The 18789-nt window shown below is 53.3% G+C and carries 17 protein-coding genes; 10 read left to right on the forward strand and 7 right to left on the reverse strand.

Annotation, left to right across the window (positions count from 1 at the left end; genetic code table 11):
* Nucleotides 1-21 precede the first annotated feature (21 nt).
* Both glpK and ACT3RP_RS02680 read right to left on the reverse strand, forming a co-directional pair.
* Entirely contained in the window at nt 22-1527 is a 1506-nt protein-coding gene (gene glpK, locus ACT3RP_RS02675) for a glycerol kinase GlpK (RefSeq protein ID WP_096281893.1), read from the reverse strand.
* Nucleotides 1528-1614: 87 nt separating this feature from the next.
* Nucleotides 1615-2337: an MIP/aquaporin family protein gene (locus ACT3RP_RS02680; protein ID WP_096281894.1), complete on the reverse strand. Its 723-nt coding sequence runs from the start codon at nt 2335-2337 to the stop codon at nt 1615-1617.
* 515 nt (nt 2338-2852) lie between these two features.
* Here ACT3RP_RS02680 and fhuE point away from each other — a divergent pair.
* The 5 genes from fhuE to ACT3RP_RS02705 all read left to right on the forward strand — a co-directional run bounded on the left by fhuE (nt 2853) and on the right by ACT3RP_RS02705 (nt 9011).
* Complete coding sequence (fhuE, locus tag ACT3RP_RS02685; protein ID WP_441686599.1) at nt 2853-5030, forward strand: ferric-rhodotorulic acid/ferric-coprogen receptor FhuE; 2178 nt, start codon at nt 2853-2855, stop codon at nt 5028-5030.
* Between the two features lie 85 nt (nt 5031-5115).
* Nucleotides 5116-6111, forward strand: a complete 996-nt coding sequence (locus tag ACT3RP_RS02690; RefSeq protein WP_441686600.1) for an iron-siderophore ABC transporter substrate-binding protein — start codon at nt 5116-5118, stop codon at nt 6109-6111.
* Between the two features lie 25 nt (nt 6112-6136).
* Nucleotides 6137-7165: a FecCD family ABC transporter permease gene (locus ACT3RP_RS02695; RefSeq protein ID WP_225734315.1), complete on the forward strand. Its 1029-nt coding sequence runs from the start codon at nt 6137-6139 to the stop codon at nt 7163-7165.
* A complete protein-coding gene (locus ACT3RP_RS02700; RefSeq protein ID WP_441686601.1) occupies nt 7162-8205 on the forward strand; it encodes a FecCD family ABC transporter permease in 1044 nt (347 codons plus the stop codon). The genes ACT3RP_RS02695 and ACT3RP_RS02700 overlap by 4 nt, the downstream gene beginning before the upstream one ends.
* Complete coding sequence (locus tag ACT3RP_RS02705) at nt 8202-9011, forward strand: ABC transporter ATP-binding protein (protein WP_483393178.1); 810 nt, start codon at nt 8202-8204, stop codon at nt 9009-9011. Before ACT3RP_RS02700 ends, ACT3RP_RS02705 begins: the two co-directional genes overlap by 4 nt.
* Nucleotides 9012-9026: 15 nt before the next feature.
* Here the strand turns inward: ACT3RP_RS02705 and ACT3RP_RS02710 are convergent, their stop codons facing one another.
* Nucleotides 9027-10421, reverse strand: a complete 1395-nt coding sequence (locus ACT3RP_RS02710) for a YfcC family protein (protein ID WP_483393179.1) — start codon at nt 10419-10421, stop codon at nt 9027-9029.
* A 72-nt stretch (nt 10422-10493) separates the two neighbouring features.
* A complete protein-coding gene (locus ACT3RP_RS02715; RefSeq protein ID WP_193063447.1) occupies nt 10494-11618 on the reverse strand; it encodes a M20 family metallopeptidase in 1125 nt (374 codons plus the stop codon).
* A gap of 180 nt (nt 11619-11798) precedes the next feature.
* Here ACT3RP_RS02715 and ACT3RP_RS02720 point away from each other — a divergent pair, with 180 nt between their 5' ends.
* Nucleotides 11799-12734 (forward strand): LysR family transcriptional regulator, encoded by a 936-nt coding sequence (locus ACT3RP_RS02720; RefSeq protein WP_444624513.1) that lies wholly within the window; start codon nt 11799-11801, stop codon nt 12732-12734.
* Between the two features lie 11 nt (nt 12735-12745).
* Here the strand turns inward: ACT3RP_RS02720 and ACT3RP_RS02725 are convergent, their stop codons facing one another.
* Entirely contained in the window at nt 12746-13672 is a 927-nt protein-coding gene (locus ACT3RP_RS02725) for a LysR family transcriptional regulator (protein ID WP_483393180.1), read from the reverse strand.
* A 141-nt stretch (nt 13673-13813) separates the two neighbouring features.
* On the opposite strand from ACT3RP_RS02725, the gene ACT3RP_RS02730 reads away from it, so the two are divergent.
* Nucleotides 13814-14206, forward strand: coding sequence for a RidA family protein (locus ACT3RP_RS02730; RefSeq protein WP_483393181.1), 393 nt, complete (start codon nt 13814-13816; stop codon nt 14204-14206).
* Nucleotides 14207-14252: 46 nt separating this feature from the next.
* Here ACT3RP_RS02730 and ACT3RP_RS02735 read toward each other — a convergent pair whose 3' ends face one another.
* A complete protein-coding gene (locus ACT3RP_RS02735) occupies nt 14253-15170 on the reverse strand; it encodes a LysR substrate-binding domain-containing protein (RefSeq protein ID WP_483393182.1) in 918 nt (305 codons plus the stop codon).
* A 93-nt stretch (nt 15171-15263) separates the two neighbouring features.
* Between ACT3RP_RS02735 and ACT3RP_RS02740 the strand changes: the two genes are divergently transcribed.
* The 3 genes from ACT3RP_RS02740 to ACT3RP_RS02750 are packed head-to-tail and all read left to right on the forward strand — an operon-like array spanning nt 15264 to nt 17325.
* The gene (locus ACT3RP_RS02740) at nt 15264-16184 is read left to right on the forward strand and encodes a DMT family transporter (RefSeq protein WP_483393183.1); all 921 of its coding nucleotides are present in this window, start codon (nt 15264-15266) and stop codon (nt 16182-16184) included.
* A gap of 39 nt (nt 16185-16223) precedes the next feature.
* Complete coding sequence (locus ACT3RP_RS02745; RefSeq protein ID WP_255249128.1) at nt 16224-16496, forward strand: helix-turn-helix domain-containing protein; 273 nt, start codon at nt 16224-16226, stop codon at nt 16494-16496.
* Entirely contained in the window at nt 16429-17325 is an 897-nt protein-coding gene (locus tag ACT3RP_RS02750; protein ID WP_096281907.1) for a LysR family transcriptional regulator, read from the forward strand. The genes ACT3RP_RS02745 and ACT3RP_RS02750 overlap by 68 nt, the downstream gene beginning before the upstream one ends.
* 19 nt (nt 17326-17344) lie before the next feature.
* Here the strand turns inward: ACT3RP_RS02750 and ACT3RP_RS02755 are convergent, their stop codons facing one another.
* A complete protein-coding gene (locus ACT3RP_RS02755; protein WP_444624511.1) occupies nt 17345-18760 on the reverse strand; it encodes a YfcC family protein in 1416 nt (471 codons plus the stop codon).
* Nucleotides 18761-18789 lie beyond the last annotated feature (29 nt).

Consider the following 18789-nt stretch of genomic DNA (forward strand, 5'->3'; position numbering starts at 1 on the left):
CTTGAGCCTAACGCGTTAAGCTTAGGAGTCTACGTGAAACGCCATGGTGGCGTTTACCGCCTTCTTCCAACCTGCATAGAGCTCATCGCGCTTTTCGTCTTTCATCTGCGGCGTAAAGCGCCGCTCTAGCGCCCACTGCTTGACGATCTCATCGCGTGATTTCCAAAATCCTACGGCGAGTCCGGCGAGATAAGCCGCCCCAAGCGCAGTGGTCTCGTTTACCTCGCAACGCAGTACGTCGACCCCCAGGATATCGGCCTGGAACTGGGCAAGAAAATCATTGGAGATCGCCCCGCCATCGGTGCGAAGCTCAGTCAGCGCAATGTCAGCATCAGCCTGCATGGCTTTGAGGACATCGGCACTTTGATACGCAAGCGACTCCACCGCCGCACGCACAAAGTGCTCTTTCTGGGTTCCCCGAGAGAGCCCAAACATGGCACCGCGCACGTTGGAGTTCCAGTAAGGTGCCCCTAAACCGGTAAAGGCAGGCACCATATAAACGCCGTCATTATCTTTAGCGCGTGTGGCATACGCTTCTGAATCCGAAGCTTTTCCCAGCATTCTCAGGCCATCACGCAGCCACTGAATCACTGAGCCCGCCACAAACACGCTGCCTTCCAAGGCGTACTCCAGCGTGCCATCCACTTCCCACGCCACGGTGGTAAGCAGGCCGTTTTTAGAGGGCGTGGCGTGGGTGCCGGTATTCATTAGCGTAAAGCAGCCGGTGCCATACGTATTTTTTGCCATACCTGGCTCAAAACAGGCCTGACCAAACAGAGCCGCATTCTGGTCGCCGGCGATACCCGCAATCGGCACCTCTTGGCCCATCAGGAACTTAGGCAGTATGTTGCCGTAGATCTCACTGCTGGACTTAACCTCGGGAAGCATCGACTCCGGGACACCGAACAGTTCAAGAAGCTCCGGGTCCCACTGCCGATCACGAATATTAAACAGCATCGTACGCGAAGCGTTACTGACATCGGTGACGTGCACGGCACCGCCCGTCAGGTTCCACACCAACCATGAATCTATGGTGCCGAAAAGCAGATCGCCCTTCTCCGCTTTCTCCTTAACACCCGCCACGTTCTCAAATAACCACTTCAACTTAGTGGCAGAGAAATAAGCGTCAATGACCAGCCCGGTTTTATCGCGAATCATATCGGCGTGGCCTGCTTCACGCAGCTCATCGCAGATCTCGGCAGAGTGGCGCGACTGCCAAACAATGGCGTTATGGACGGCCTGCCCGGTGTTTTTGTCCCACACCACGGTGGTTTCACGCTGATTGGTAATACCGATGGAGGCGATCTCGGCAACATCAATACCACTGTTGTTAATCACCTCCGTTAAGGTGGTCAGCACGCTGGTCATGATCTCGCGAGGACAGTGTTCAACCCAGCCGGGACGCGTAAAAATCTGCTCAAACTCGTGCTGCGCCACGCTGACTATCCGGCCGTCATGGTCAAATAGCATCGCCCGCGAGCTAGTGGTGCCTTGATCAATAGCGAGAACGTAGTTTTTCTGGCTCATGAAATGCCTCTCAATCGTTAACGTTAAGTGATTGTTTTAAAAAATCAGCAGGCTGACCTAATAAATGCTGACTTAATAAACTCTGACTTAATAAACATAGGCGGCAAGCCCAGCAAGGACACTGCCGATAGCGGGCCCTAGGATTGGCACCCATGCGTAGGACCAGTTGCTTGTCCCTTTATGTTTAATGGGAAGCAGCGCGTGAGCAATACGCGGCCCCAAATCTCGGGCGGGGTTGATTGCATAGCCTGTTGGCCCGCCTAGCGAAGCGCCAATCGACACTACCAGCAGTGCTACGGCCAGCGGGCCAAGCCCTGACGGCGTATGGCCAAACATGATAATGACAAATATAAGCACAAAGGTACCAATGATCTCGGTCACCAGATTCCACCCGTAGGAGGGAATTGCCGGGCCTGTAGAGAACGTTGCTAATATGCTTGAAGCATCCTCAGTGTCATCGTAATGCTTTTTATAGGCTAGGTAACAAACGACTGCGCCCAGCCAGGCACCGATGATTTCAGCCGTAAAATAGGCGGCGGTGGTAGCAACGTTGATAGGAATGCCGGGCGCGTATTCAGTTGCCGGGCCTACAAGCAGTCCAAGGGTAACGGCAGGGTTAATATGGGCACCGGTGTCAAAGGCGACGTAAACCGCGCAAAAAACCGCCAACCCCCAACCAAAGAAGATAACGATACCATCGCTGCCATTACCGTTGGTTTTGTTCAACAGCACGTTAGCCACCACCCCACACCCCAAGAGCGTTAATACCGCTGTACCGGCTATTTCATGTAGAAAAATTGTTCCAAGCATTGTCACCCCGCTACCCCGTTTGCCCCGGCTCGCCTTTATTCAAAACAGCTTATGTTCTATTTCGAAAATATGTTTTCTTTTTGGCATCCTATAGCGAGTATTAAAAAAAACAATATAAAAAACAAACCTCATCTTTAAAACACCTTTATATAATTGATTTTAAATGATAATAAAGCGAGATAGACATTAGTTTAATATGCAACCACGTGCTATTAAATGTCACTAGTCAGTCCACGCACGCAGGGATAACTGTCAAATAACGAACATTTCATTATACGACAGCTACCGATAGCCCGGATAAGTGATAAGTGCCATTGACGGCCAATATCCTGCAGGAATGGCTAATAGCCTACCGCCAACATCAAATACTAAGAATTCTCATACACATTTACATTTACGAATCATTTTTATATGATTACCCCGTTATTGAACGATATAAAACTAATGAGCGAGCGCCGCCAAGGCGTGACTCAAGGGATCATATGAAAACGTCGTCACTTCATGTTTTAGATTGCATGCAACATTCTGTGCCTAGCCATTTAACGGCCTCTTTCTCCTTGCGAAGCGCTACCTTCACCGCACTTATCGCGGGCTCTCTATTTGCTTCGAGCAGCGCATTGGCTCAGTCGGGTTCCGCCAACGATGCCGAATCGCTAGGCACCGTGACAGTGACCGGCACCAATTTATATGAGAACGTTGGCTATACGCGGCGCACCACTAGCGCAGGCACAGGCTTAACGCTGAGTCAGAAAGAGCTGCCACAAGCCATCAGCATCGTCACCGAGCAGCGTATTCAGGATCAAAATCTGGCCACCATCGAAGACGTATTGAGAAACACCACAGGCATTTCAGTGCGCAATGTTGATAGTGACCGCGTCAGCTTTGCAGCGCGCGGCTTTCGCATCAATAGCTTTCAGTACGACGGCATTCCGACGCTCAATACCGATAACCGCTGGTACTTCGGCGAAGGCCGGCTGAATACGGCGATCTACGACCGCGTTGAGGTGATTCGCGGCGCTAACGGGCTCGTTAGCGGTTCGGGAAACCCGGGGGCATCGGTTAACTTTGTGCGTAAGCACGCCGACAGCCGCGAGTTTACTGGTTCGGTTTCCGGCACGCTGGGCAGTTGGGATCAGCAAGGTACCACCGTTGATCTCACCACACCGCTAACGGCTTCAGGCAATGTGCGTGCGCGGTTTATCGGCGGTTACGAGGAGGGCGGCGCCCACCTTGATCGCCAGGACAAGCGCCGCACGTTCGGTTACGGGATTATCGACGCCGATGTGACCGATGCCACCACGCTTTCGATAGGCTTTGATTACCAGGATAGCCATACCTCCTCGCCCACCTGGGGCGGTTTACCGCTATGGTTCAGCAACGGTACGCCCACCAACTACTCACGTTCATTTAGCGTCGCACCAGACTGGTCCTACTACGATTTCGAGTCTGAGAAAGTCTTCGCTGAAATCAGCCACCGTTTCGACAACGACTGGCAAGTGCGCGTCGTGGGCACGCATGAAAAAACCGATATGGATGGCAAGCTGGCTTACCCTTACGTAGAGGCAACGCTGCCAGATCAAATGGATGGTAGCGGAGTGGACTTCTTTACCGGATGGAACCGTGGACACCGTGAAGTCGACTCTGTAGACGTCCAGGCCAGCGGCCCGTTTGCACTATTAGGCCGTGAGCATGAACTCGTCATCGGCGGCAGCTACAGCGACCAAACCAACGACTACGAAAACACCTTCATCTCTGGCTTTGACGTTGATGATTTAAACCATTGGGATGGCTCGGCCCCGAACGAAGGTTGGCCTGAATTCACTCCTTCTGAAGCTTCCAGCACCCGTCAGAAAGCCGTTTATACTGCCTCGCGCTTTTCGCTAGCTGATCCGCTAACGCTGATTGTGGGCGCACGCTATACCGAGTGGGATGGGATGACGCTATTCCGCAGCCTGGATAGCCAGAGCAAGTACGAAGTAACACCCTACGGCGGCTTGGTGTTTGATTTTAATGATACTTACTCGGCCTTTGCCAGCTACACCGAAATTTTTGAGCCCCAGAACTATCGCGATGCTGACGGTACCTACCTAGATCCGGTCGTGGGCAAAAACTACGAAACCGGCCTCAAGGCTGCGTGGTTCAATGGTCTGCTCAACGGTTCTTTCTCCGTGTTTCGTATCGAGCAGGACAACGTTGCTGCGGCTCTGCCAATGGTGGGCCCTGGCCAAACCGAGACGTTTTATTCGGCCGCTGACGGCGTAGTGAGTGAAGGGTTTGAAATGGAGCTGAGCGGCGCGGTGACCGAGGATCTTAATATGACCGTCGGCTACTCCCACTTCACTGCAACGTCCGACGATGACTCGTTCAACATTAATCAGCCGCGTTCGCTGTTCAACCTCTTCGCCAGCTATAACGTGCCGCAACTACGCGAGCTGACCCTCGGCGGTGGCGTTAACTGGCAGAGCAGCCTCTTCGCCGGAGACCTTACTACCCCGCCCGGAATACCCAACGAGTTCGAGCAGAGTAGCTATACGCTGGCCAACCTGTTTGGCCGCTACCAGTTCACGCCAGACCTGTCGCTTCAGGTTAACGTCAAGAATCTGTTCGATGAGAAGTACTACAGCAATGTGGGTGGCTACGGCGTTTACGGCGAACCCGCAAGCATCTCCTCAACACTGCGCTACGCGTTCTAATTGACGCACGCGCTGTCAGCCACTGATGGCTACATGGCCGCCTTGAACACCGTTTGAGGCGGCCATCTTATTCATTTGGAGCGTCATGATGACCTGGTTACTGAGTAGTAAAACGCTCGGCCTTGCGATGATTGCAACACTCGCTTTGAACTCAACACTGGCTACCGCCCAAGAATATCCGCTTGAAATTGAGCACGCCCTGGGCACAACCGTGCTGACCCAAAAGCCTGAGCGGATCGCGACGGTGGCCTGGGCAAACCATGAGATACCGCTTTCTCTTGGCGTTGTGCCGGTTGGCTTTGCTGCCGCAGGCTTTGGTGACGATGACAACTCTGGCCTGCTTCCTTGGGTAGAAGCATATTTTGCAGAGATTGATGCTCCGCTTCCGGCGCTGTTCGACGAAGGTGACGGAATTGATTTCGAAGCCGTTGCCGCCAGCCAGCCCGATGTCATTCTTGCCGCGTACTCAGGGCTCAGCCAATCCGACTATGACACCTTGAGTCAGATAGCGCCGGTCGTCGCCTACACCGAAGGCCCCTGGGCCACCGGTTGGCGCGATATGATTCTGCTCAATAGCGCGGGCATGGGCATGGCTGAAGAAGGTGAGGCGCTGGTCGAACGTCTTGAGACAACCATTGCCGATACCGCCGCCGCCCATACCGAGCTTGAAGGTAAAACGGCGATGTTCGTGACCCACCTGGATCCCACTAACCTTGGGCGTATCTCTTTTTACAACGACAACGATGCGCGCGTGCAGTTTTTTCATGATTTAGGGATGGTCTCGCCAGCGATCGTCAAACAGAACTCACCGCCCGGCAAATACTCAGGCGAAATCAGTTCTGAGCTGATTGATGAGCTCAACGATGTGGATATTCTCGTCACCTACGGTGGCCAAGCGCTGGTTGATCAGCTCGAAGCCCACCCGCTAACGTCCCGACTCCCGGCCGTTGAAAACGGCGCCATTGTGCTGCTGGGCAATACACCGCTGGGCGCTGCGGCCAACCCTACCCCGATGTCGATTCCTTGGTTATTAGACGATTATGCTGACCTACTCTCAGAAGCCGCACGTCAGTCAGACTAATGGTGTCACGGCGCCTGGCGATAGGATGGCGACGGATGACAGTACGCTTCTTAGGCAGCGCCAGCTGAGTAAGCGGTTAGCGGCGGGTATAGCGTTGCTAGCGTTACTGGCCCTGGCGGTGATGCTTTCTGTAGTCTTTGGCACCCGTGATGTTGGCTGGCCAGAAATAGCGGCGGCGTTGAGTGGGCAAATCGAAAGCATCGGAGATGCCGCCGTGGCCAATCGCATTCCGCGCACGCTGCTGGCAATGCTTGCCGGGGCCGCGCTGGGCGTTTCGGGCGGCGTTATGCAGGGCCTGACGCGCAACCCGCTTGCCGACCCCGGCCTGTTAGGCGTGAACGCCGGAGCGGCGCTGGCCATTGTGATTGGCATCGCCTGGTTTGGGATTGATGAAACGACTGCCTATATCTGGACCGCGATTGCGGGCGCCGGGCTAACGGCCGTTGCAGTTTACGCCATTGCGAGCCTCTCCCGCGGTGGCGCCACGCCGCTGCGGCTAGCGCTTGCTGGCGCTGCCACCACGGCAGCGCTGAGCTCGCTGGCCACGGCGGTCATCTTGCCGCGTAACGATATTGCCGGGCTGGTGCAGTCTTGGCTGGTGGGGGGAGTAGGCGGCGCCACTCATGATCAAATAGTGCCGGTGCTGCCCTTTTTGCTCGTAGGGTTTGTGATCACCCTGCTGGCGGCGCGCAAGCTCAACCTACTAGCGCTTGGGGATGATACGGCCGCGGGTCTGGGTGAAAAGGTCGCCGTCGCTCGGGCTATGTCCGCGATCGGTGCGGTACTGCTCTGCGGCGCTATTACGGCGGTCTGCGGCCCGATTGGCTTCGTCGGCCTAGTCGTGCCGCACGCCTGCCGACTGCTGGTCGGTGGTGATTATCGCTGGCTGCTGCCCTTCTCTGCTCTGGCCGGTGCCGTACTCCTCACGCTGTCTGATGTCGTTGGGCGCTTAATAGTGCAACCATCGGAGCTAGATGTAGGTATTGTGACGGCGTTTATTGGCGCCCCCGTGTTTATCTGGATTGTACGTAACCGAAAAGTAGGGTCGCTATGACCGGCCAGACGCTTCCCGTAACGGCTGAGTTCGGTCGAATGCGCCAAGCACAGGCCAAACACCGCCGGCGCATGATGGCGGTTCTGGTCGTTTTGTTACTGGCAGGCGTGGCGTTGACGCTAACGCTGGGGCAGTCCTTTACCCCGCTGATTACCGTACTGCGTGTTCTTGGCGGTGCGGAAATCCCTGGAGCAGGCTTTACCGTGCGTGAATTACGCCTGCCGCGGGCGGTCATTTCGGTACTGACCGGGGCTTGCTTTGGCCTCGGCGGCGTCGCCTTTCAAACGATGTTACGCAACCCGCTCGCCAGTCCCGACATTATTGGCATCAGCACGGGGGCCAGTACCGGCGCAGTTTTCGCTATCGTGGTGCTATCAATGAGCGGCCCGGCCGTTTCCATGGTGGCGATTGGCGCAGGGCTGGGCGTTGCACTGTTGATCTATGCGCTCTCTTGGCAACAGGGCGTCACCGGCGGACGCTTGATCCTGATCGGTATTGGCCTTGCCGCCATGCTGCAAAGCGTCACTGCCTACCTGCTAATGCGCGCACCCAGCTGGACGCTGCAAGAAGCACTGCGCTGGATGACCGGCAGTGTCAACGGCGCGCAGCTTGACCAGGCGCTACCGCTATTCATCGCGCTTGTTCTCTTCGGCGGGCTGCTGCTAAGCCGTAGCCGCGACCTTGAAACCATGCGCATGGGGGATGATATAGCGGCAGGTTTAGGGGTTCGTTTAGCCGTTACGCGTATCACTATCGTCGTTTGTGCCGTGGCCCTGGTGGCTTTCGCGACGTCAGTTTCCGGCCCCATCGCGTTCGTCGCCTTTCTTTCCGGCCCCATTGCCGCGCGCCTGATTGGTCGAAACGGTTCACTGCTGATTCCCTCTGCGCTGGTGGGTGCCCTACTGGTATTACTAGGCGATTACGCAGGTCAGTTTCTGCTGCCCGCACGCTACCCGGTCGGTATTGTCACCGGCGTGCTGGGCGCCCCTTACCTTATTTATTTAATTATTCGCGACAATAAAAGCAGAGGCTCTTTATGAACGCTTCATCGTTACTCGCCCAGGGTTTGGTGGCCGGCTACGGGGAGCGCCCCGTGCTCAATGATGTCAGCCTCACCGTTTGTGCCGGCCATACCACGGCCATTGTTGGTGCCAACGCCTGCGGGAAATCGACCCTGTTACGCGTGCTCTCGCGGCTGCTCGCCCCTACCCAGGGTGACGTATTACTCGATGGCAACGCTATTCATAAGCTACCCACGCGACGCCTGGCGCAACAGCTGGGCTTTTTGCCGCAATCCCCTATCGCACCAGAAGGCATTACCGTGCTGGATCTGGTCAGCCGCGGCCGTCACCCCCATCAAGGGCTCTTTAAACGCTGGACTGCAAACGATGATGCCGCCGTGGCGGAGGCCTTGAGGGCCACCCACATGACCGTGCTTGCCGATGCCGCAGTAGAAGAGCTTTCGGGCGGGCAGCGCCAGCGGGCCTGGATCGCCATGGCGCTTGCGCAGCAAACGAATGTACTGCTACTCGATGAGCCGACCACCTTTCTCGACATCAACCATCAAATTGAAGTGCTCGATCTGTTGACTGATCTCAACCAGGCGCGAGGTACCACCGTGGTGATGGTGCTGCATGAACTCAACCTAGCTGCCCGCTACGCCGACAGGCTTGTAGCAATGGCCAAGGGGAAGGTTTACGCGGTGGGGCCGCCGGAGCAGATACTCACCGAGCAGATGGTGCGGGAGGTGTTTGGCCTAGAGAGCCGGGTCATTGAAGACCCGGTCAGCGGCAAGCCCATGATGATTCCACTAGGGCGTCACGGTAAGGTGCGCGACGCCAGATGATCTCGCTTTGAATATTTAAAAGGGTCCGTAATTAATCAACACCGCGATGATCACAAAGGCGATACCGACTAACGTCCAGAGGCACACTAGAGGGAACGCAAAACGTACCCAGTTACTCCACGGAACACCGCCGACGGCAAGTACGGACATCAAAACACCCGACGTAGGCGTAATGATATTGGTAATGCCATCGCCAAGTTTGAACGCGATAACAGCCGTTTGGCGTGTAATGTCGAGCATGTCTGCCAACGGAGTAAGAATAGGCATTACCACCGCTGCCTGCCCACTTCCTGACGGGACTAAAAAGTTAAAGAACAGATTGAACACGAATATCGCCAACGCCCCTAACATGGATGGCAAAGTACTGAGCGGTACAAAGATGGAATTGACCACCGTGTCCAGAATCATCCCCTCCTCCATCAGTACCGTGATACCTTTAGCGATGCCAATAATAAAGGCGCCATACAGCATTCCCTGGGCACCTTTCATGAACATACGCACAAACTGATTGGGCGAAAACCGAGCAAGTACCGCGCTACCGATACCGTTAATCATGAAAATAGCGGAAAGCTCATTAACGCCCCAGCCCAGCCGCAAAGAGCCGTAAATAAATACGCCCAAACAGGCGACAAAGAAGCTTAAAATTACGATATGAAGTCGTGTGAAAGTTAGATTTTCATCATCAGCACCTACCGCCTCAGTGCTAAACGGCTGGCTACCCATCAAGCTTCGGCTTGGGTCGTCGCTAATTCGTTTGATATAGCGGCAAACATAGGTAATGGTGACTGTGAGCAGGACAAAGAAAAGGGCAACCCTCAATGGCGCACCCGAAAAGAGCGGGAGCCCTGCAATAGACTGAGCAATGCCCAACGTGATGGGGTCGAAAACAGCGGCAGCGGAACCTGAGAAATAGCCAAGATAGACAATCGCGATGCCCGCAATAGCATCTAACTTAAGCGCTCGCGCTAAGACGATACCAAGAGGTATGAAAGCGATAACCGCATTCGATCCAACGCCAATCGCTGATACCACGCCGAATACAAACGACACGACGATAGCCAGCAGATACTTGCGACCTCTAGTTTTATCAACCAGTCTTTTGATACCCGCATTGATAGCCCCGGTAGACTCGACAACCGCAATGGCACCCCCCATCACCAATACGAGCGCAATTAAGTTCGCCGAGCTGACAAAACCGTTCTGAATCGAAAGGAAGATATCAAAAAAACTCAGGCCGCTGGATTCGACCATATGAAAGCTGCCGGGGATAACGGTTGGACGCCCTTCCGTCGTGCGTTCGAATGCCCCGGCAGGAATGAAAAAACTTAACAACCAAGCGATTAGTAACAGCCCAAAAAGAATGACAAAGGCATCGGGCATAGTGAACTTTTGTAATGATTTAGTCTTCACGTATTCGTTTCCTGACTATTTTTCTAGATATGTTCAGTACGTTATAAGCGAACGCCGAGAGTTCTCTCGTCGTTAAACTTGACGTATCAGCTCGGCTAGCATGCAGGTACGCGGCACCACCGTCTCGATTTCGATATGCTCATATTCAGCATGCGGAGCGGCTCCTGTAGCCCCCAAACCATCCAGGGTAGGAATACCTTTAGCGGCCGCAAAATTGCCATCGCTACCGCCGCCTACCGAGGCTTCTTTTAGCTCAAAGCCAAGCTCACCCGCTGCCTTTTGGGCTATCAAAAATAGCTTTTCCGTTGCTTGCGTACGTTCCATCGGTGGGCGCGTCATGTCACCTGTCACCTTTAACGTTGCTTCAGAGTGGTGAGGCTGGCAGTTATAAATCGCATTCTGTAGTCGTTCTCCTTCATCTAGAGCGGACACTCTTACGTCAATACCTATTTCTGCCGTCTCCGGCACGACGTTAAGTGGCCCGCCGCCCTGAACCATGCCGACATTAACCGTCGTCCCGCGGGAAGTATCGGCTAAGCTATGCAGGTACTGAACTTGATGAGCAAGCTCTTCAATCGCGTTCACACCGTCTTCTGGGTTATTACCCGCATGGGCCGCTCTACCCGTAATATGCATGTAAAAGCGTCCCGAGCCTTTACGAGCAGTCTTCAACGCACTGCCTGTAGCGGTGGCCGGCTCAACGACAAGCACGACATCACTAGCGACAGATTCCTGTTCGATACGCTCACGGGACGTGGGGCTTCCCAACTCTTCATCGCTGGTGCAGAGAAAGCGAATGCGTGCACTGGGTAACTGGTTTAGCTCGTTTAATGCTTTAACAGCCCAAACCGCCTGCACAAGGCCAGCCTTCATATCGAGAATTCCCGGGCCGTAAAACTTGTCTTCTTCACGTCGAATAGAAAGCCGCCCGATATCCCAGACCGTGTCAAAATGCCCAAGAATGAGTATCTGGCGCTTGCCCTCACCTATGGTAAAGCCGAGGTGATCGCCTTTCTCGGCCTGTGGATAAACATCCGGTTGGCAGTTGAGCCTATCCAGAAATAACTGGCTCAACGTTTGTCCGCACGCATCGACAGCCGCTTTATCATTCGAGGGCGACTCAGCTCTTACCAGTTTTTCAATATCGTCCAAAATGAATCGTTGATTTGCATGCAAATAATCGTGGATAGTTTTCATACAACCTCATCGCTGTTGATAACAAGCCGACGCGTCGTTAAAAGCCTTAAGTACGGTGCGCTGCTCTATTGGTAATCATCAGTATGTGGTCGCCCCACAGTAGAAAGAATAAGAAGCAAGCAACATAATCGTTGCCTTGAAAGCAACTGTTATACATTAGCGCCAACAAGGGCAACGCCAATGAGAGAGCAACTAATAGGCCAGGAAATCACCGAAAACAGGCTGGCCTATCTTTATGAGGTCGCCATGCAGGGTGGCATTAGAGCTGCCGCTGAAGCGATAGGCGTCAATCCATCCGCGGTTAGTCGTCAGGTGTCGATACTTGAGCGCTACTTACAAATTCCATTACTTGAAAAACAGGGCAGAAACGTAGTGGTTACCCAAGCGGGTAAGCTTTTGATAGAGCATCATAGAGAGATGCTCTACCGTCGGCGCCAGCTAGCCGAGACGTTACAAGATATGCGCCACTTGCGCCGTGGCAGCGTCAGCCTTCGCGTTGGACAAGGCATGATCAGTGAGTTCGTGAAAGGGCCACTAGCGCAATTTAGTGCGGATTACCCTGATGTGTTTGTCGATATTCACTCGGGCAACATGAGTGAAACCATCAACATGATATTGCGCGGAAAAGTTGACATGGCGATTAGCTTTGGGCCGCTAGGCGACCCGCCGGTCATGGTTCGCAGCTTTAACCGTGGGCCTATTTGCGCGATCCTCCCGCCGGATCATGCGCTTGCAACGCTGGAATCCATCACACTTGAAACGTTGGCAGCCCAACGGTTAGTTTTTATGGCAGAGCAGTTCGGCATTCAGCTTTACATCAATGAGATGTTTCGTGAACAGCAGCTGGCGCCACTGCCTGCCTATCAATGTAATCATTTTTCGACGGCAGCGGCTTTAGTGATGTCAGGGTTAGGCATTGCTTTTATGACGCGGCCGTTAGCTCGGCATTTAGTTGAGCGCGGTGACATTGTGGCAATTCCAATTGACCACCCGCTCTCCTATACCGCGACCTGTCACCTTGTCCGTAGCCAAGGGCGCAGATTCACACCTGCGGCGGAGCATCTTTGGAAAGTCCTGGTTAACTCGATGCAGTCTCAGTCAATTTGGCGCGAATAACGGCTGGCAGCTTACGTAGCCGACCGACCCACGATAGGCGCATGCTGATCCATCAACTCCACCACCCAGTCGATGAATACGCGCAGCTTAGCGCTGACGTGACGATTCGGTGGAAATGCGACGTACATCGGCATCGGTGCCAGGTGCCACTCGTCAAACAAGCGAACCAGCTCCCCGCGGGACACGTGCTCCTTGGCCATGTAATCCGGGAGCCAAAGCACGCCGAGCCCCGCCAGCCCTGCGGCAAGTCCAGCATTCCCGTCGTCGACCGAAATCACATAACGCCCTTTCACTGAGAGATGCTCACCGTTGCGGTGCATGGCATAAGGAAAGTCCAACCCCGCGCGCGACCACCTGAAACCGACGATGTAGTGAGGCGGGAGCGATAGTTCTTGTGGGTGTGCAGGTATCCCAGCCCGCTCCAGATAGCTCGGCGCAGCGTAAACACCAAGACTCAGGTCGCCCACGCGACGTGCCATTAACGATAAATCGGTAAGCTCCCCGCCACGCACCACGCAGTCCACGCTTTCACCAATTAAATCCACCATGCGATCACTCACCCCCATATCGAGCTGAATATCGGGATATTTAGCATGGAACTCTGGCAAAGCCGGAATGAGGATCATGCGGGCCAGAGGAGCGGGAACATCGACTCTGAGGCGACCACGAGGCAACACCGAGGCGTTGGAAAGGCTGGTTTCGGCATCATCCATATCGCCCAGCAGCTTGATAACGCGCTCGTAGTAGGCCGCGCCGTCCGCAGTAACGTTTACCTTGCGTGTGGTCCGGTTAAGCAGCGTTACTCGCAGCCGTGCCTCCAAGGCCTGCACGAGTTGCGTCACGCTGGTCTTACTCATGTGAAGTGTTTCAGCGGCCTTAGTAAAGCTGCCTGTCTCCACGACCCGAGCAAATGCCTGCATTGCGTTGAAACGATCCATGGCTGTGCCAACCACCTCGTGATTGTTTGAAATATACAAACAATGTTGAACAGAATTCGCCGTTTATCCAGCACGAAAGCAGGTTTAAAGTGATTTCACCGTAAACAAAAGGTCGGTGTCGACCTATTGATGGAGATACACATGGCTAAACGTGACGCTGTTTTCCCCCTTGGCCGCCAGGCGCTTTATGAGCACAATGCCTATTCCGCCGCCGTCCGCTCTGGTGATCTTCTATTCGTATCCGGCCAGGTCGGCAGCCGTGAAGACGGCTCGCCCGAGCCGGACTTTGCCACTCAGGTACAGCTCGCTTTTGATAACCTCCAGAGTATTCTAGAAGCCGCCGGTGCAAGCTTCGAGGATATCGTCGATGTGACGAGCTTCCATACCGACCCCGAAGCTCAGTTCGCCACCTGGTTGGAAGTCAAAGCGCGTGCATTTCCAGACAAACCCTACCCAAACTGGACGGCCGTTGGCGTGACCTGGCTGGCAGGGTTCGACTTTGAAATCAAAGTCATTGCACGGCTACCCAGCTAATCACGCCGCGCCGATAGTGGCCATGCATCCAGACTTATTAGCCAGTTTAAGCAACGCTATCATCGCTTAGCACGTCACGTAGCCAGCCTAATAATGCTTCGCCAGCCGCGTGACGAGGCGCTCCCTGGCGCGTATATAAGGCGATAGCATCATGCTGAGGCAAACTCTCAACGACAGGTCGTATCAGTTCGCCATTATCAATCAGCCGCTGCGTCGTGCGCCGCCAGCCTAAGGCGATACCGTGCCCGGCGACCGCGGCTTGTAGCAATAACGGGTAGCTATCAAAGGCAGCACTGTGATCTAGCGAGCTATTGGCGATACCCACAGCGCTAAACCAACCTTCCCACTCAAGCCAATCTGCCGGTTCAGCACGATGGTGCAGCAGCCGATGCGTAGGCAACGATGCCAAGTTCAACGGCGTCATGACATCGCCCACATAAGCCGGGCTGCAGACCGGAAATATCTCATCGTAAGCGGTAAACATTAGGCGATGACCGCCACTCGGCCTGCCGTTGGTTTGCAGCGCAACATCAAAGCGACCGGTAAATTCAGTTACTGGGCGTGTCGAGGTGGCCAGCTGAATCTCAATCTCAGGATGGCGGCGATTAAAGTCAGCCAGCTGAGGCATTAGCCAATAAAAGGCTTCGCATAGCTGGCAGAACAGTATTACGCGCTGATCGTCAGGGTCGCCGCGCAGTGTTTGAGCGCTGCTAGCAATGCTTTCCAGTGCCTGGGACACCGTGCGACCCAATTCACGTCCCTCTCGGGTAACAAACACACCGCGATTACGGCGCTCAAAAAGCATGACGCCAAGGTCGTCTTCAAGCGCACGAATCTGTCGGCTGATAGCCGCTTGGGTTAGATGAAGTTCATCGGCGGCTCGCGAAAAGCTTTCAAGCCGCGCGGCGGCCTCAAAGGGTCGAAGGGTCGCAAGCGGCGGAAGAGACTTGATATATTTATCCATAACCTGAGCTTATGTATTGTAATTCAAAAGTCGTTTGAAGCACTGATAGCGGCAGGCGCATTCTAGTATAGAACTCATACTCGGAACGCTGCAATGAAGCCTGCTACAACCAAAGAAGATAATATTTCACAAGGAATCATGCTGATTGTGGGGGCGGTTTTTCTGCTCGCGTTAACCGACGCGCTGGTTAAGTATCTCAGTGACAGTATGTCGTTATGGCAGCTTTATGTCATCGCATCGTTGCTCTCGCTACCGGTATTAGGAGGGTTGTTGATTGGCACTTCTGGGCCGAGACCCCGCGTTAAATCACTGCGATGGGTCGCGATCAGAAGCCTGCTTTTGCTGTTTATGTGGATTGCGTATTACGCCGCGCTACCGCTTATTCCACTGTCGGTAGCGGCTGTCGCTATTTATACCACGCCCTTATTTATTGCCCTGCTGGCTGCCTTTAGTGCAGGCGAGCGCCTGTCATGGCGGGCTTGGGTGGGAATTATCTGCGGGTTTCTAGGCGTGCTAGTCGTCTTACGGCCTGGTGAGGACACCTTTACACCCGCCACCCTTTTGCCCGTACTTGCGGCTATCTTCTATGCCCTGGCGATGATGATCACTCGTCGTAACTGCCAAAGAGAACACCCTCTTATCCTCACCCTCGGGCTAAACCTAGCCTTCCTAACGGCAGGCATTGTCTTCAGTGCCTTAGTGGCTACCGGCGCAACTGCCCAGCTCGAAGAACGCACTCCTTTTCTCTTTGCTCACTGGCAACCACTCGATATCTCAGACTTTTTACTGATAGCGGCCTATACGCTCCTGCTCATCATCGTTAATAGCGGTGTAGCCAGGGCCTATCAAATCGCACCGCTGGCGTTAATAGGAACCTTCGATTACGCCTACCTCATCTTCGCCAGTGCGTGGGGGTATCTGCTGTTTAACGAAATACCTGACGCCATGACCTGGCTGGGAATGGGCATGATATTAACGGCAGGCGTGGTAGTGCTGCTTGACGATGTACAGTGACCGATTTAAACCACAAACATAGATACTACGATTAATCTAATTTCTACAGCAGAACACCTATTTGATTGGCACGGATTCACTGCCACCGGCATGAACCGGTTAACACACTCAGCTGGCATATCGAGCCGTACACTCTATAAACATGCGGGCAGCAAGACGTCGCTAGTGTCACTGCGCTACCCGACCGATGAAGGTATTATAATCAGCAACCAGGCTAGCGTTGAACGACAACCGAGAGAACATCATGGAACTGAGACACTTACGATACTTTATCGTGGTAGCGGAGCAGCTGCATTTCAGGCGCGCCGCTAAGTTACTCAATATTTCTCAGCCGCCGTTAAGTAATCAAATAAAATATCTTGAAGAAGAGATTGGCGTTCAGTTGCTCATTAGGAATAATAAAGAAGTTAAGATTACACCGGCAGGTCAACATTTTTTAGAAGCTGCTAGAGCATGCATTGCCAATTTAGATAAAGAAATCGAGTTCACTCAAAGAATCGCTCAAGGAAAAGAAGGTGCCATTTCAATCGGATTTAGTGGCACCATGTCGTTTCACCTTATCCCCATCATTGTTAAAGATTTCAAGCGACACCACCCTGGGGTCGATATACGCTTGCAGCAATTAACCACCTATGACCAGATCGTAGGGCTTATCCATGGCACAATCGATATCGGCTTCCTGGTTTCCCCTGTGGCCGATAAAAGAATCGAGAGTCTCGTCATATTGGAGGAGCGCTTCATTGCCTGCCTGCCCAAAAGCCACCACTTGGCGGATGCCGATCACGTTATCGACGTGAGCGTGCTTTGCGATGAAAACTGGGTGATGACACCTCGAAGCGCGGGGCATGGTTACTACGATGCCATCATGTCACTCTGCAAAGACCATGGCTTTATGCCCAACGTCATTCAAACCGCCCAAGAGCAGCAAACACTGGTCGCCTTGGTCGCCGCTGAAATGGGCATTACGCTACTCCCCCATTCCGCCAAATACATTAAAAACGAACACGTGGTGTATAAGGACATCAGCTCAGATGTCAAAAAAATCAGTTCGATGGCCTGGAATCCCAACCTATTAACCGATACAGCAGGCTTTTTTATTCAGTATATAAAGCAGGGACTCAAAGCAGGCACGATCGAATAACCGAGCGTGCCTACCGACGTTAAAATGGACCGAGATTGATCGCGACTGCGATGCCAAGCGCTATAGCACCAATGGCCATCCAAATTAACAGCAAGGGAAAGACGAACTTGAGCCACTTGACCCAAGGCACTCCGCCAATCGCTATACTGGCCATCAAAATACCCGAAGTAGGCGTAATGATATTGGTAAACCCATCACCAAAATTATAGGCCAACACAGCCACTTGCCGAGTCAAGCCAATCGTATCTGCCAACGGTGCCATAACAGGCATCACAATAGCTGCCTGGCCACTTGCAGAGCTAATAATCAGATTGAAAGCCAAGTTAAAGGCATACATCCCCCACGCCGCAAATATGCTGGATAATGGCTGCAGTAAAATAGCCATTGAGTTGACGATAGTATCCAACACATTGGCGTCACTAAGCACGACGACAATGGCTCGGGCCAGACCCACAATCAAGGCCGCATACAGCATGCCCTGCGCTCCTTTTACAAAAAGCGTCACATACTGATTAGCCGATATCTTTTCGATGACAGCGGTCCCCAGGCTTATTACCAGGAACAGCGCCGCCATTTCATTAAGGCCCCAACCTAGATTAAACACACCCACAATGTAACCGACCATACAGGTCGTGAAATAACCCAGTACCACCTTATGTTTACTGTTGAATTCATCTGGAATTGTATTGGTATTTTCAACTTCCGCAGGAAACGGGATAGCTCCAAGCACAGACCGGCTGGGATCTTTTGAAATTTTCGAAATGTAATGGCATAAGTACAGGACAGTAGACGCTAAAATACAAAGATAAACGAGAAAACGGAACCAAAGGCCGCTAAAAACCGGGAGTCCTGCTATCTCTTGCCCAAACCCGGTCGTGATAGGGTCCAGCCCCCCAATCGTATAGCCTGCATAAGCCCCTAGGTAGATAATAGCGACGCCCGCTATCGCGTCGAGTTTGAATGCTTTCGCAATAATGATGCCAATAGGAATAAAGGCGATAACTGCGGTTTGTAACGCCCCAATAAAGCCCGCAGCTGAAAAGGCGATCGATACAACAACGATCAACGCATACTTCCTATCACGTGTTTTTTTGATCAGTTGCATTATTCCCGCTTGAATGGCGCCAGTATAATCCAAGATGGCAAAAGCGCCGCCTATCGTCAGCACAAGAAATATGATGCCCGCCGAGTCGGTTAGGCCTGACTGTATCGAAAGAAAAAAATCGTAAAGCGTGGTCGGGGTAGATGGAAGCGATACATAGCTGTCTGGCACCACCATCGCAACGCTGCCTTCGGTGGTACGTTCAAAGCTTCCTGCAGGAATAAACCACGTCGAGATAGACGCTACCACCAACATCGCAAAAAGAATGACATAAGAATCAGGTAAGCTTTTCTTCTTTTTAAGTGCCTGCGTATCAGGTTCTATTTTTTTCATTTTTATCTCCCTAAAAATTATAAGGGCAA

The organism is Halomonas sp. AOP5-B2-8, assembly GCF_052376475.1.
GTDB lineage: Bacteria > Pseudomonadota > Gammaproteobacteria > Pseudomonadales > Halomonadaceae > Vreelandella > Vreelandella casei.